19 protein-coding genes are annotated in these 14,627 nt (G+C 38.7%); 18 read left to right on the top strand and 1 reads right to left on the bottom strand.

Annotation, left to right across the window (positions count from 1 at the left end):
* The 7 genes from ACNF42_RS07455 to ACNF42_RS07485 form a co-directional block, all read left to right on the top strand.
* Positions 1 to 487: IS256 family transposase (locus ACNF42_RS07455; protein WP_443340122.1), on the top strand; the 487-nt coding region annotated here is incomplete at its 5' end.
* Between the two features lie 8 nt (positions 488 to 495).
* On the top strand, positions 496 to 747 hold the full coding sequence (locus tag ACNF42_RS07460) for a transposase (RefSeq protein WP_443340123.1): 252 nt from the start codon (positions 496 to 498) through the stop codon (positions 745 to 747).
* An 11-nt stretch (positions 748 to 758) separates the two neighbouring features.
* Positions 759 to 1,049: a hypothetical protein gene (locus ACNF42_RS07465; RefSeq protein WP_443340124.1), complete on the top strand. Its 291-nt coding sequence runs from the start codon at positions 759 to 761 to the stop codon at positions 1,047 to 1,049.
* A gap of 50 nt (positions 1,050 to 1,099) precedes the next feature.
* Positions 1,100 to 1,294, top strand: coding sequence for a hypothetical protein (locus ACNF42_RS07470; protein WP_443340125.1), 195 nt, complete (start codon positions 1,100 to 1,102; stop codon positions 1,292 to 1,294).
* Positions 1,284 to 1,625 (top strand): hypothetical protein, encoded by a 342-nt coding sequence (locus ACNF42_RS07475; protein ID WP_443340126.1) that lies wholly within the window; start codon positions 1,284 to 1,286, stop codon positions 1,623 to 1,625. Before ACNF42_RS07470 ends, ACNF42_RS07475 begins: the two co-directional genes overlap by 11 nt.
* Before the next feature lie 3 nt (positions 1,626 to 1,628).
* On the top strand, positions 1,629 to 2,033 hold the full coding sequence (locus tag ACNF42_RS07480) for a hypothetical protein (RefSeq protein WP_443340127.1): 405 nt from the start codon (positions 1,629 to 1,631) through the stop codon (positions 2,031 to 2,033).
* A gap of 41 nt (positions 2,034 to 2,074) precedes the next feature.
* Complete coding sequence (locus ACNF42_RS07485; RefSeq protein ID WP_443340128.1) at positions 2,075 to 3,820, top strand: ATP-binding protein; 1,746 nt, start codon at positions 2,075 to 2,077, stop codon at positions 3,818 to 3,820.
* On the opposite strand, the gene ACNF42_RS07490 is transcribed toward ACNF42_RS07485, so the two are convergent.
* Complete coding sequence (locus ACNF42_RS07490; protein WP_443340129.1) at positions 3,811 to 4,203, bottom strand: hypothetical protein; 393 nt, start codon at positions 4,201 to 4,203, stop codon at positions 3,811 to 3,813. The genes ACNF42_RS07485 and ACNF42_RS07490 overlap by 10 nt on opposite strands.
* Before the next feature lie 342 nt (positions 4,204 to 4,545).
* Here ACNF42_RS07490 and ACNF42_RS07495 point away from each other — a divergent pair, with 342 nt between their 5' ends.
* The 11 genes from ACNF42_RS07495 (at position 4,546) to ACNF42_RS07545 (ending at position 14,512) form a co-directional block, all read left to right on the top strand.
* Positions 4,546 to 5,298 (top strand): ParA family protein, encoded by a 753-nt coding sequence (locus ACNF42_RS07495; protein WP_443340130.1) that lies wholly within the window; start codon positions 4,546 to 4,548, stop codon positions 5,296 to 5,298.
* A complete protein-coding gene (locus ACNF42_RS07500; protein ID WP_443340131.1) occupies positions 5,298 to 5,570 on the top strand; it encodes a hypothetical protein in 273 nt (90 codons plus the stop codon). Before ACNF42_RS07495 ends, ACNF42_RS07500 begins: the two co-directional genes overlap by 1 nt.
* Before the next feature lie 83 nt (positions 5,571 to 5,653).
* Positions 5,654 to 6,100, top strand: a complete 447-nt coding sequence (locus ACNF42_RS07505) for a hypothetical protein (RefSeq protein WP_443340132.1) — start codon at positions 5,654 to 5,656, stop codon at positions 6,098 to 6,100.
* Positions 6,101 to 6,470: 370 nt separating this feature from the next.
* Positions 6,471 to 7,085 carry a recombinase family protein gene (locus ACNF42_RS07510; RefSeq protein WP_443340134.1) on the top strand — a complete coding sequence of 205 codons (615 nt, stop codon included), beginning with the start codon at positions 6,471 to 6,473 and terminating at the stop codon, positions 7,083 to 7,085.
* A gap of 250 nt (positions 7,086 to 7,335) precedes the next feature.
* Complete coding sequence (locus ACNF42_RS07515) at positions 7,336 to 8,421, top strand: Cdc6/Cdc18 family protein (RefSeq protein ID WP_443340135.1); 1,086 nt, start codon at positions 7,336 to 7,338, stop codon at positions 8,419 to 8,421.
* 40 nt (positions 8,422 to 8,461) lie between these two features.
* Positions 8,462 to 9,673, top strand: a complete 1,212-nt coding sequence (locus tag ACNF42_RS07520; protein WP_443340136.1) for a DNA methyltransferase — start codon at positions 8,462 to 8,464, stop codon at positions 9,671 to 9,673.
* On the top strand, positions 9,666 to 10,301 hold the full coding sequence (locus ACNF42_RS07525; RefSeq protein WP_443340137.1) for an MjaI family restriction endonuclease: 636 nt from the start codon (positions 9,666 to 9,668) through the stop codon (positions 10,299 to 10,301). Before ACNF42_RS07520 ends, ACNF42_RS07525 begins: the two co-directional genes overlap by 8 nt.
* A gap of 539 nt (positions 10,302 to 10,840) precedes the next feature.
* Complete coding sequence (locus tag ACNF42_RS07530; protein WP_443340138.1) at positions 10,841 to 11,995, top strand: hypothetical protein; 1,155 nt, start codon at positions 10,841 to 10,843, stop codon at positions 11,993 to 11,995.
* Positions 11,996 to 12,323: 328 nt separating this feature from the next.
* Complete coding sequence (locus ACNF42_RS07535) at positions 12,324 to 12,575, top strand: hypothetical protein (RefSeq protein ID WP_443340139.1); 252 nt, start codon at positions 12,324 to 12,326, stop codon at positions 12,573 to 12,575.
* Between the two features lie 14 nt (positions 12,576 to 12,589).
* The gene (locus ACNF42_RS07540; protein ID WP_443340141.1) at positions 12,590 to 12,934 is read left to right on the top strand and encodes a hypothetical protein; all 345 of its coding nucleotides are present in this window, start codon (positions 12,590 to 12,592) and stop codon (positions 12,932 to 12,934) included.
* A gap of 507 nt (positions 12,935 to 13,441) precedes the next feature.
* Positions 13,442 to 14,512 (top strand): MFS transporter, encoded by a 1,071-nt coding sequence (locus ACNF42_RS07545; protein ID WP_443340142.1) that lies wholly within the window; start codon positions 13,442 to 13,444, stop codon positions 14,510 to 14,512.
* The last annotated feature ends 115 nt before the right edge of the window (positions 14,513 to 14,627 follow it).

Genomic DNA, 14,627 nt, shown 5'->3' on the forward strand with positions numbered 1-14,627 from the left:
ATCAAGGCCACTTGATAAGAGATACATTGCAATCTTCATGGATGCAATGTTCTTCTCTCTAAGAAGGGATACTGTTGAAAAGGAATGTGTCATATTTGCAATGGGAATAAGAGAGAATGGTAATTATGAAATATTGGGATTCTACATGAATCCTGTTGAGAATCACATTGCATACAGGAATGTTCTCATTGATCTAAATGAAAGAGGTGTTGAAGAACCTCTTTTATTCATAGGAGATGGATTGCCTGGAATAGAGGAAGAGGTAAAACAGATATATCCAAGAGCTGATTTCCAGCTATGCACAGTACATGCATCAAGAAACTTTGAAACACATGTGAGGGTGCAGGATAGAAATGAGATCGATAATGATCTGAAAAATATATTCCTTTCAAGATCAAGGAATGAATCAATTGATCGATTCAATGAATTCAAGAATAAATGGTCTTCAAAATATCCAAGACCATTATACAACATGGAAAAAATCTGAATGTTCTGTTGAAGTATCATGACTATCCTGAATCCATAAGGAGATCAATACATTCTACAAATCTCATAGAACGCATGAACAAGGAGATAAGAAGAAGGATCAGGATCATTGATTCAATGCCTTCTGAAGAGAGTGCAATTAAGATCATTTATCTGAGAGCAGCAGAGATAAATGACAAATGGTCTATGAGATCATTGAGGGGATATTATAAATGCATTGATGAGATTAAGGAAATGTTCCAAAGGAGGTATCCTTTATAAATACACAACATTTGGGACACTATGTCAAGGTTGTCCTCTATTGTGCAAGATGCAATTTCAAGAATACCCTTGGATATATGGATAAGGCAACTTTTTTGTTCTTTGCAAGAAACTTCATGGAAACGCCGGAATACTATTGCCTTAATTGTGGCACATATTACGGCTTTTTCAGGCTCAAGCTTAACTCTGAAACATATAAGGAATGGAGAGGATTCCCATTCGAATACAATAGAAGGAGGAAGGATAGCCTTAATCATAAAGAAGGAGATAATAGAGAAAACAGCGATAAACAGGATAAATAGGTGCTTTTTTCAAGTATTTAAACCTATTTTTTTAGGATAATACCTGATGAATGCCTTTACTATCTGTGGAGGAAAGAACCATAGATATATCAAGACTTAAAAAGGAATTCGCAAAAAAATTCCCTGAAAATCCCTTAACCTATGTCCTTTTGTGCGAACCTGATTCGCTGAAAGCATCTGAATTCATTGCAAAAGCACAGACATGGCTATCTTTCCTCCATGGAGGAAAAGAAGATGGAAAATAGAGAGATAGTTATAAGGAGAGGCGAAAAGCCACAGCAGGAGATCGCTGTCCATTACGATTATCCGGCAGACAGGAGAGGCACGCTAGAGAGATTGCAGGAAAAAGTGATAGAAAACACGGTAAACCGTTACGAAGCAGAGGAAAGGAGAATAATCAACGAGATGAGGGAGTTCATGGAAAGGAATCCGGACATAAGCTACTTGGAATATGAATCGAATCCGGTTTTCAGGATAGATCTCACTATAACAAAGCGCGGCCTCATATTCAGGCGTGAGGAGGCAACCATATCTGCAACGATAACACCAAACAGGAGATTCAGGGCACAGAGGTAAAGCATGGACGAGGATACATTAATCCTGACATTTTTGATATCGGCCCCTGCATTTTTCATAACGAGTCTGCTATGGAACGGATTATTCCAGCATCTTATCACCATGGCAACCTCGGGCAATATTTTTTACGAGATTCTCGGCATTGCAGGCATCGCTTACGCTGTCATAGGAGCAATCATAATCATAATCTTTGCCTTCACACTGCTGATTTACATACTCGTATTCGGTGTTCTCTTTTTCTTCCCTGCTTACCTCATATACACAATGCTCGGCCTAGAGTATTCGCTTGTGCTTTTTGCAGTCCTATCTGCAATAGCAATACTGTATTTCTTTGAAACACACACGGTCAGCGTTGAGCATTACACAATCGTGGTAAACCCACACAGGCGATACATAATTAAAAGGTAGCCAAATACGATTAAATATCTGGAAAACAAAAGAGCAGGATTATGAAGGAAACTGGCTTCTCTGACTTTGTAAACGCAAAGAAGATACTCTCAAAGCCGATAATAGAACTGCCCATAAGAAATCAGGAGAGGCTTTTCTATAACCCATTTTCAAGGCTTAAGAGATTCGCAGGCCATTCAGCACTAGCGTATGCCATTGTTCCAGACTTAGAAAAGGGAAAGTTCAGGAGGGAGGAATGTTCAGCAAGAGCAATTGACTTAAGGGATTACATAGAGCACAAGGGAAACAGGAACGTATCGATCACAGGTGTATCGGGGCAGGGAAAGAGCTATCTTACAATTCATTTATTATCTAAATTCAGCGAGAAGCAGAGGATCATATTCTCATTCAAGCCAGATGACCATGAAGTCCATCTTGGAATACCAGTAATAGATGCGAAGCAGTGCCTTCCGAATCCATTCAGGGACATAAATGCCTTCTCAGAGGCTTACATGACCGCATTTTTCAGCGAGAAGACTAGCACGGGAATACAGCTACAGCAGACACCCGCGTTTCTGCAGGAGATCGCCTCCCAGAGCAACGACTGGAAAACATTCATGAAAACGATATCCGAGAAAAGAAAATCAGCCTCGAAGAACCAGATCGAAACGCTCAACGCAATAGAGCAGAATGTGAAATCGCTTATAATCGATGACATGGGCAGTGTCGAGATAGGCAGTGAGAGTATTGTGTTCGATTTCTCAACCTTACCGACGAAGCAGTCCCAGAATTTCTACGCCGAATTGATGCTCAGGCAGATATACAGGGAAATGGAAGAACGCAAAAGGAAAGATGTCTTGATATGCATAGACGAGGCTCACAGGCTTACAAAATCTTATCATACCATACTTGATGTTATGAGCAGGGAGATAAGGGACAAGGGAATGCTATGGATAATAACGCAGAACCTTATCGACATACTGCCTGAGATGAGGGCAAACTTCGGGACGAAATTCACATTCCGCTTGGGAGATGCCGATCTGCAGATGCTCTCATACAATCCGCTCGTAAGGTTCGCCGTATCAATATTACAGCCAAGGCAGTTCACGGATATAGAATTCCCTGAGAGCCAGCAGTTCTCTCCGGTGCTTACATACATACCAGACGGAAACGAACATAAGGAATCGCAGAGGATTATAGCAACGGTGAAGGAAGAAAGGTTGGAAGAGGAAGCCGGAGGGAGAGGGAAGGAAATAGACTACAGGGAGGAGGTTCTTAGCATTCTTAATGAGAGGATGTCCTATGCAACAGAGATGGGCAAGGAGATATCCGCCAAATACGGTATAGAGAAGGATCAGGCAAAGCTCAAGGTCAAAACGGTGCTTGAAGAGCTTAAGAACAACAACGAGGTAGGCAGGGTAAAATACATAAAGGACGGAAAGCCCATAGTGATGTATTACTCAAAGAGCCCCAACTTATCGAACCTGCACACAGGAATGCAGTCTCAGGTTGTTGATATATTAACGGAGCACGGCATATCGATAAACAGGGTATCCACAACAGGTGAGAGAGGAGCGTTCGATATCGAAACTGATTTCTTCATGGTTGAAATCGAGACAGGCCTAAAGCACAGCATGGAGGATCTAAAAGACAGGATAGCAAAGACAAACCTCAAGGTTATCATAATCGTTCCTAACAAGGAGCTCATTGACAAGTATCAGGGAATAGGAGAAAATGCTACGGTGATGACAATAGATTCTCTGAAGGAGACGCTAGTAGATACTGAAAAAGGATTAGCTCACAAGTAAATGTAATACGATACAAAAAATAATTCTATTAATAAAATTATCAAGAAAAAAATATCAGATATATGCAAATTATATGTTTGTTTCAGCATTATGATTTCAATATGTGTACCAACAAACGCAAAGAATACCCCCAGCACCACAAGAGGAACAACAACCTTTGCAAATAGAGTTAATTCAGGAAGCGCCTTGCTTAGCAATGGGGTCATAGAGAAAATAATAACTGCTAAGAATGAGACCAAGAAAAAAAAGTAATCAATACTTACTTTTACACTATGGTTAAATTGAGGTTTTACTTCAGAAGAATCAGGTGCTTTGGTTTCATATTTAACTGATTGGGCAATTGCTTCATTTTGTACTTGAGGAGTTTCAGGAGATTCTGACATACCTGATCACTTTCTATAGCCCTCTAATACGTTCATAAACCCCTAAAAGCCCGGCCGCAAGGCTGATACCACCTCCAATTAAGAACGCCCACCCAATATTATGAATAAAGACAACCGAACTTCCAGATGCCACTTGCATTGTCAGTATTGATATGCCGATAAAAACAAATATCCCCCCTACAACAAGTGCTTGTATATCAGAAGGAAAGTCTGCCATTTTCTCACATACTAATCTTCACTCAAAAATACTAAAGACTTTCTTACAATTCAAAGTTAACCGCTAACCGTTATTCCACACAGGTTAACCATAAACTTTTAACTCTTTCCTTCCAAGTATGAACAATGATAATTTCAGTGGCGAACCAGAAGGGAGGTTGCGGGAAAACAACAACCGTTGCGAACTTAGGCTCAGTTCTTGCAGAGAAGCACAGGGTATTGCTTATAGACATAGATCCTCAAGGCAACCTCACAACGCATTTCGGCATAGACAAGTCCTCGATAAAATCCACCATATACGATGTCATGCTCAACGGCCGGCTCGAAGATGCCATAATCACAAAGGGCTATTTAGACATAGTTCCCAGCACGATAGACCTCGCAGGTGCAGAGGTTGAGCTCAACGGTAAAATCGGCAGGGAGTATATACTGGACAACGAACTTAAGAGGATGTCAGGGAAATATGATTTTGTCCTCATAGACACCCCGCCCAGCCTCGGCTTATTCACCTTGAACTCGCTCGTTGCCTCCGACTATGTGCTTATCCCAGTACAGGCAGAATTCTTCGCACTTGAAGGTTTAACACAACTCATGAGAGTCATAAAACTCGTGAACTCCAGACTCTCAAGGAATGTAAAACTGCTTGGAATGTTGCTTACTATGTATAATTCCAGAACAAGATCCTCAAAGGAGGTATTGAACGATCTAAGGAAGCATTACCCTAAGGATCTGCTGAATACCATAATACCGAGAAATGTTACCATAACAGATTCTACCATGGCAGGAAAACCTGCAGTGAGTTATCGTAAAACTGCACCTGCATCCAGATCATATTTTGAATTAGCAAAAGAGATTGAAAGAAAGCTCAGGGTGAAATGATGAACGATATCAAAAAAAGAGGCCTGGACAGCCTCATATCACAGAACTCAGATGAGGGCAGAGAACCAAAAGTTGATGATGAAAAATACACGAAAACAGTGGGCTTTAAGGTCACGGAGAGGCAGTATGAAACCTACAAGAGATATTCAAAGTACTTCGGATCGGAAGAACTCATTAAGAAGTGGCGAGAAGACCTCAACAGGATTGAAAAGGAAAAGGGCAAAGACTTGGAAAACATCGAACTGGATATTAAGAAACGGTTAACCAAGTAACGGTTAACTTGTAGCGTTAAGTTATAAAGCTTTGAAATATTAAAAGAAAAAGTAATTAACATTCAGACATTAGAGGGAGTAGAATGGCATTCTCCGGTAGATTTACGCGTTGGGTTCCGTTATTAATTGTAGCAGTTGTTGACTTCCTTGTATTATTCTCAGTTTTATATTTTGTACCCAGCTCATCTCCTTATTATACTCCACTTTACTATATTGTAGATGCACTGACCTTCGCTGCTGTGGTTCTTACCGCCCAATCTATTAGATTTAAAACGGGTTTTGGAAGAAAAATAATTTACAGGTCAAATACGACAAAGCCTAACTTCATTTATAGCAACATAGTTGACGATTCTGACTCCGATATTTATAAACAGAAACTGAAAGAAGCATCTGATCTCTACCTTCAAGGGAAAATAAACTCTGATGAGGAATTCTTCACAGTAATAGGTGAGCACACTCCAAAGGAAGACCGTATTTTACGTGCCCTAAAGGGAGCAAGAGAAGAATTTGAAAAAATGGGTAGAAGATAATAATACAAATGCAATATCTGTGTCTTCAGATGCTCTCAAGTTCAATCGTGAGGCAGATCTTATGACTCAAAGATTAAGCCGGAGAGAATACTTTATCATTTCCACTTCCATTGCAGTTTCGGGTTTAGTGGTTTTAACAGTCGGCCTTTATTATTTGTATGAATGTATAAGATTCAACTCACTAGCGAGCACCGTGTTCTACGCTGCTCTATAGGCTTTTGGAGTATTAGTGCTCCTAAGAAGATACTCGAAACGTAGAGCTTCGAAAAACAATAGCATGTGATCTCACTGTCACCAAACTTGTAATTTTAGTAACGTCACTAAACACCGGATTTTAATAACATATGCGTAACTAAATTCTATGATTTAAATGACGCTCGCCTTTGGCTATGTTCGCGCAAGCACTCAGGAGGAGGTAAAACAGGGCTCAAACGAGAGGCAAAAAGACGAAATCTTAAGGTACGCAAAGGCTAAGGGCTACGATGTTGAATTCTTTGAGGATAGGGCAAAATCCGGCAAAAACACGCAGAGGCCTGAGTTCGAAAGGATGCTCAAATCCCTTGAAAGAAAGCCCAGAGTCATAATTGTATCGAAGATAGACAGGTTTGCCCGCTCCCTGTCAGATTTTTTAAAAACGCTCGAATTCCTTGAGGAGAATGGCATAGGATTCGTGAGCGTAAACGATTCAGGAATAGATACAACAACACCAAACGGCAGGCTTTTACTGCAGATTTTAGGTGCATTCGCAGAGTTCGAAAGGAATATGATAAACTATCGAACAAAAGCAGGCAGAGAACAGGCTTTGAGTAAAGGCATAAAGTTCGGGAGGCCATCCCTTAAGACTAAAAACGGATATTTCATAGATAAAAAGAAGGTGCTGGAATTGAAAAGTAAAGGATTATCCGCAAGGGCAATAGCCAAAGCCATAGGATGCTCCATAACACCTGTATTAAGAATAATCAGGGAGGAATCGCAGTCTCTCTGAAAGAGAGAGAGTCAGCGAACGCGTCAGGGCTTCTTTATTATATATTATATATCTGATACAATGGACATTACATTCCGAAAAAATGAAAATTTTTCCATTTTATTTTTTTACAATCAAATCAAAAAATAGGCTCACTCGTTTTTTGACACTCTCTCTCCATAGCTCATTCTGACTGTTCTGAAAAACCAGCCGTTTTACTTGTTCGATACTTTTAATAATCTTTCATGAGAAGCTGAATCAAGGTGATTCTTTGCCCATAAAAGATCCCTATGCATTCCTTGAGAGCAAGGTAAAGCAGAGAGCAAAGGAGACAAGCAACATAAAGAACGCTCTCTTATTTGATATGGATTACAAACCTGATAAGATACTGATAAGGAGCGAACTGGACAAAGTAACAAATGACCTTGCCGATTATGTTAACCTGAATCTGCCAAGGCACATAATCATTTACGGTTCTAAGGGATCTGGTAAGACGCTCAGTGCATTGACAATGGCAAAGGCTCTAAAAGAGAGCAAATCCATTCCGTACTATTATGTAAATGCAAGGGAGAACCCGACATCCATAAAGATATACAGGACAATGACAAAAATATCCAGCAGAGGCCACGATATCGATGAAGTGAAAAGAAGATTCGATTCACTATTATCTGGAAAATCCCTAGTTATTCTGGACGAAGTAGATTTCCTGCAGGACTATGATATTCTTTATCATATAACCAGACACACCAAAGCAAACCTCATTCTTTTGACGCAGAAGGTCTACTGGTACAAGGATATGAACGACGAAAGCGTTAAGAGTTCGCTTCAGCCTGATCATATAGTATTCCATGAGTACACAGCAAATGAGATGAAGGAGATACTGGAGATGAGGGCAGAGGAAGGCCTTTATAATTACAGCAAGGAGGCTATAGGTCTGTTGTCTGCCATGTTAGTAAGGGATTACAGGAGCGATGCCAGAATAGGAATAAAAGCACTGGAAATTCTTGGCAGGAACAATAAATGGAGTGACGAAGATGTCAGGAACGCCTTAAGACAGGCTTACATAGAAGTTGAAGGCGAAACCCTTAGAAATCTTGGAGACAGGGATCTGTTGATACTTGCATCGCTGATAAAGAATCAGGATACCAACAAGGCTTACGCAGAAGTATCCAATAACGATAACATACTTCTCAAAGGAATGAGCAAATCAACATTCTTTCAAAGCGTAAACTATTTACAGAACCTTGGATTAATCACATTAATAAAGAAAAAGATTGGCAGATACTATACCATGGAATCGCAAATATTATTATCAGATGAATCGATAGTATCTGCGGAACTAAGGAAGAGGCTATAATATGACGACACACAAAATCATAATTGCTGATTCGAGAAGTATGGAAGAGATCGATAAGGAAACGGTAGATCTGATAATAACTTCTCCGCCTTATTGGCAATTGAAAAATTATGGTACATATAATCAAATAGGGTATGGGCAGACTATTCACCAATATCTGAGGGATCTATATAGAGTCTGGAAGGAGTGTTTTAGAGTGCTGAAACCTGGAACAAGGCTATGCATAAATATTGGAGATCAGTTCATGCGGAGCATAGTCTATGGTAGATATAAAATTGCTCCTTTGCATGCGGAAATCATAGCCCAATGTGAGCACATAGGCTTCGACTATATGGGCTCTATAATCTGGCAAAAGAAAACCACAATGAATACAACAGGAGGAGCTAATGTTATGGGCTCCTACCCCTATCCACCTAACGGATTAATAGAAATAGATTATGAATTCATTCTAATATTTAAGAAACCAGGAACTAGGACTGATATAACTCCAGATAGGAAAGAGTTATCGAAATTAACAAAGGAAGAATGGAAGGAATACTTTTCAGGGCACTGGACATTTGGAGGAGAACATCAAGTAGAGCATCAAGCTATGTTCCCAGAAGAACTTCCTAAGAGACTAATAAAAATGTTCAGTTTTGTGGGCGACTGGATACTAGATCCTTTTTTAGGAAGTGGTACTACTATGAAGTCAGCTAGCGAACTTGAAAGAAATTCTATAGGCTATGAAGTAAACCCAGCATTTCTTGAAGTAATAAAGAAAAAGGTAGGTTACTATAACAAAACGCTCTTTAGCAATAAAATATTTGAAATATATGAAAGAAAGGATACAATTATTACTGATAGCGAAACATATACCCCATCTATTAAAGATGCAACGCCTGTTATGGATCCTGATAAATTTAAATTTAACGGAGATAGACTCTATAAGGTTATTGAAATAATTGGCCCAGACACTATCAAGTTGGATACGGGACTTGTTGTGACACTGCAAGGGATAACAATTGAGGATTCTAAAAGAGAATTAGCCCTCGAGTACCTTACAAAGTATGTAAATGGTAAAGAAGTAACAATAAAATTTGACTCTGTTCCAACTACTTCAGAAGATAATTTAAAGGCCTACGTATATCTTAAAAATAAAATATTTATAAATAAGGAATTGATCAAAATGGGGCTTGCCGATGTAAGTAACAATTATTTTTCTAAGAAAGAATATTTCTTAAAGTTTCAAACGGAGAGTGCAAAAAATGCCTAAAGAATGGATATTGAACAGCGCAACCAATAGATTCCAGCTTAATTACTCAAGAAATGTTGGAAAGGTTGCTGAGGAAATAAGAAAATGTGCTCCCAAAAATAAAGAAGAATGGGAGGAATATTACTATAAAAACGTAAGACCAAAGGAACACTTGATAGAGCTAGGAAGAAAATTATATGTTAAAATAACAGAGGTTTTAGCAGCTGAAATAGAAGAAATTACGGAAGAAGACTGTATTAACTACATCATAAATTTGGTGATCGATAGGACCTATGACGGATATAATACAGAGATAAACACCATATATGGTCAGCTACAAAGTATATTAGGCGTCAAGATAGAACCAGCATCAGACGAAATGGATAGGCATTACAATGTAGATTTCGTTATCAAAGTCAACAATAAGTTAATAGGTTTACAAATCAAACCTGCTTATGGAGTTTCTCATATTCCAGAAATCTACAAAGAGTATGAACTACAGGCTAAAACACACAAATTGTTTGAGAGTAAGTATGGAGGTAAGGTTTTTTATGTAATATCGATGAAAAAAGACGGTAAAAAATCAATATATAATCTTGATGTGATAAATGACATAAAGAGCGAGATTTTAAGATTAAATCAAACATGACAAGCTCCGGCTCAAATTCACCCCGACTTCGCTCCGCTCAGCCACCCCTCTTTGAGCCTTCGCTATTTACTATGTGCCCTCCGCTCGCCTTCACGCCGAGCACAGGACCCCATGCTTCGCCTCCAATCAAAATTCACCCGGTCTTGCTTCGCAATCCACCCCTCTTTTGATTTACGGCTCGCACTCTTTCTCCGAAAGAGCCCCTTTTTCGCTACGCTCATCCGGGGTGGTGTCCTGTGCTCGCCGCTCGTGGTGTATGGGTGGTGCTACACACCATCGCTTCGCTTGGTGTTCCACACCACCCACCGCTGACGCTTACACCACTCGGTCCTGCGTAGCAGGACTTCCGGCTCGCTCCGGGCACATTATTCTCTCCTGCGGAGTGCAATTTAAGGGGAGAGAGCTTAAGGGGATGCTTGACAGCACAATGCCGCTTCGCTTAGTGCGGAATTACAAAGATAACGGGGATCTTGTGTCGTGCTCTCCGACGCTAAAAAATGAGAAAACATTCTTATAAAAGGATGTATTTTTTAGTTTAAATGAATTTAAAAATTTTCATTACCAAACTTGGTTATGTAATCAGCATAACGATTGTAATAATATTGGCAGGAGCGTTGTCTTTGGCGGTTTCCCTAAATCCTAATGTAAGTTCTCCTTTCTGGTCCGCTTTCTTTTCGATTCTTGGAACAAGTCTAATTATAGCAGGAATTGTGGGTGTCATTGCTGAATTATGGCTACACACGTATGCGAAAGAACAAATCACAGAACATATAATTAAAGAACTTTCTACAAAACATCAGGATACAATCGCTCAGTTGATGAAATTCGGTTTATCAGTTTGGCTTAAAAGGGAGAACTTTGATATCGTAGGGCTTGACAATGAAGATGTGGCTAAGTTATACGAAGAAAACCTTTTGCGAGAATTTAGCGAGCCCGTGGTTAAATCATACAACCTTGAACTTACCCTTCTCGAGAAAACTGAGCAAAATGATGACTTCATCAGCATTAAGGAGAATCTAACACAATTCTTAGTAAATACCTGGGGGTATGACAGTACCCACGTTAAATATATAAATGGAAATGGAATAATAAGAAGTTTCATCCTAGAATTATATGGACCTGATAGAGACTTTTACCTTACAAAAGACAAGAAAGAAATAGAAGAAAAGCTTAGTAGTTTCTATCAATATAAACTATCTTTCTACAGCGCGGAAAACAAAGAAGAAACTATAATTCCAGAAATACTTCCTGTTGAAATAGAAAAGAAAGACATAGGTAATTCCTCACGGATGAGTTTCGATGAGATTAGGAAAATATTGATAAACTATAGCCGGAGCGAACCCTCATTAGAGACAGTATATATTCTATATAGTATCGACAGGAACTCCGAACCCCCTCTATTATATACATGGGATGTATTGTTAAGAGGACTTATGCCAAGAGAAGAGTTAAAGATCGAGTTTACTTCGATAAAAACGTACATTTCTAGGGATTATTACTATGGGTATACAAGATCTTTTACAAAATCGATTTTGGTACAATTAATAAATTTCGGTAACTTTGAAACACGAATAGAACCATATGTCATACCAAGAAAATTTAGAGAAATCATATCAGAACCTAATATTCTTCAAATAAATTACCCAACATTACCTAACGCAGGAATTCTTATCGTTTGGAATAAGAAACCATGAACCTACCTTTAGCCTGAACCTCCGCACATCATTTTTGTCACCTCTTATGTGAGCTTTACATAACTATATACCTTGGAAATATATAAAACTACCTCCAGCAACTTTTCTTCTGCTTCATTGCAGAGAACATTTATCTTTGTTAATTTATCAGTATTCACTTAAAACATTAAACAAATCCGGTCGGGCCCATAAATATAATATATTCAACATAAATATATCCCTCAAAGCTTAAAACTTTGTTCTAGAATTGCATTTTTAATAGAAAATCTAATGACAGTAATGCAGAATTCAAAACAATGTTTATTAAAGAAATAACAATATATATAGTATGGATCAGGATGTCCAGATGGATATCAAAGATGTGAGACTCGTTGTCGAAAAACACCTTAAGGATTTGGGTATAGACGGACCAGCTAGAATTGCATCTGCAAAATTCTATCAGGGCTATTGGAGTATTATTGTTGTCTATTCAAGAGATATAGAGGTTGAGGATAAAAAGCAAAAGATAGGAATTATTGCCTCATTGATAATAAATGACTCTACCAGAAAGGTTGAGGCATTCAAAGAGAACCCGACATAAGGACGCTCTTTCACATGGGATTGATTATCGAACAGATTGAAGTAAAGGGCACATGCAAGAGTGCCAAATTCTCCGCACTGATAGATTCTGGAGCTGAAGGTAACTACATAAATGCTGTATTACCCAGTGGAATTAGACCAGAACAACTTGGGTTTATGTCTTACGGTGAAATTCCTGTTTCTATACCAGGGTCATCGTCCAAGGAATTACATAGTTCATTGACATTCGAGTATCTAAAACTAAATGGAATTATAATATCTGAACCAGAATTCATAATTCTCGAAAATTATAGATTTTCCAGCCATAATTGGAGTGGAAATACTTCAAATGATTGGACTGAAACTGGACTTCAGAACTGATACTATGAAAATTTGAACATCCAGTCGGTCCCATCCCCTATTGAGGTTAAATATCATATTTTCGGGATCTTCGGACTTTCAGGTGGGTTAACAGAAACAAAGGAGTGAGAATATTTCTAATAATAGCGAGTTTCCAGTAAAAAAGATGAAATTTCTGTACAAACAATACTTTTTTAAATTGCAAACTCAGTTAATAGGTATTCTGCGGATATGCCAGGTCCGAAATTACACACACAAAGTGTGATAAGCCTATTTTCGTCTAGTAAGTAGGATTAATGCGCGAGAGCTTTAAATACAATATAAACGCAAAAATGGGTGTAAATGAGTAGGCGCTCCGTCGATGTCGATCTTTTAATAAATTTCCAAGAGAAGTACGGAGAAGAAATGAGAGTTAATTTTCATATTAAAACAATAGAACAGAATAGAAATCTTCAAATTCTCTATCACTTGTAATGAATTTAGGGAAATTATGACCAATGATAATCTAATGAAAAAATACTCGATAGATTGGATTCAGAGAAGGCTTCGCGTTTTTATTATATGCTGACCATTTTATCAACAATTGGTGGCTTTCTCTTTGGATACGATACATCAAATATAGGAATTGTTCAAGGATTTCTACCAACTTCCTATACATCAACAAATCCGTTTATAACGGGTTATCTATTTTCAGGCGTATCGCTGGGTGCAGCTTTTGGGGCCTTGATTGCAGCTAGTCTCATAGATAAGTACGGTAGAAAGTACATGTTAATTTTTGATGCTTTTCTTTACAGTCTAGGAGCCATTTTATCAGCATTTACAGTAGACCTTGCAATGCTATTGATATCAAGAACGCTGATTGGTATAGCCGTAGGAGCAGACTCAGCGATCGCCACCTCATATATCTCAGAGTGGGCTCCCAAAAATAAAAGAGGCAGTTTGAGCATATTACAGCAGTGGATGATAACCGTAGGAATTCTAGGAGCATATCTGATAGGTCTCGCCATTCTCTACAGTTTACCGTCACAAGCTTTTTCATTGGATTGGAGAATTTTGCTCGGAGTAGCAGCGGTTCCATCTATCATCGGTCTTGCCTTCAGATTTGTTATGCCTGAATCACCGAGATGGCTTATCTCAAAAGGAAGATATGGAGACGCGGTTAAATCCCTTAAAACACTCGGTCTTGATACAAATGAGGAAGAACTGAGGAAAGAATATAAGGTAGAGGATAAACCGAAGAAGAAAATGACTCCAGGAATAAAAAGGGCGTTTATAATAGTCGGTCTGTACATGATGTTCCAACAGATAACAGGAATCAATATCCCCTTTTATTACGGCCCTGAAATAATTAGAACGCTACACCTCATTTCAGGTGCACAGACAGCGGTTTCTCTTGAGATATTTTCAGTTAAAGCGGCCTCCATATTTGCTATTATAAATGTGGCAGCAACATACATAGGTTTTAAATTAATTGACACAGCTGGAAGAAGAACACTTGCCGTTGCAGGTTATGCAGGTATGGGAGCTTTCGGATTTATTGCTGCCCTGCTAAGATATGAAAATAATTCAATAGGGACTTTTCCTATAAACCTCCCATGAGAATTCTTTTTATGACCGATCTTTTCACATTTCCAATTAAACGTAATGCGGAATCCGCATTCCAGCCATGAATTGACTGCTATGCGAAAGTAAAGCTTTATTCATGGGATCAGCA

Source organism: Cuniculiplasma thermophilum, from assembly GCF_052315355.1.
Classification (GTDB): Archaea; Thermoplasmatota; Thermoplasmata; order Thermoplasmatales; family Thermoplasmataceae; genus Cuniculiplasma.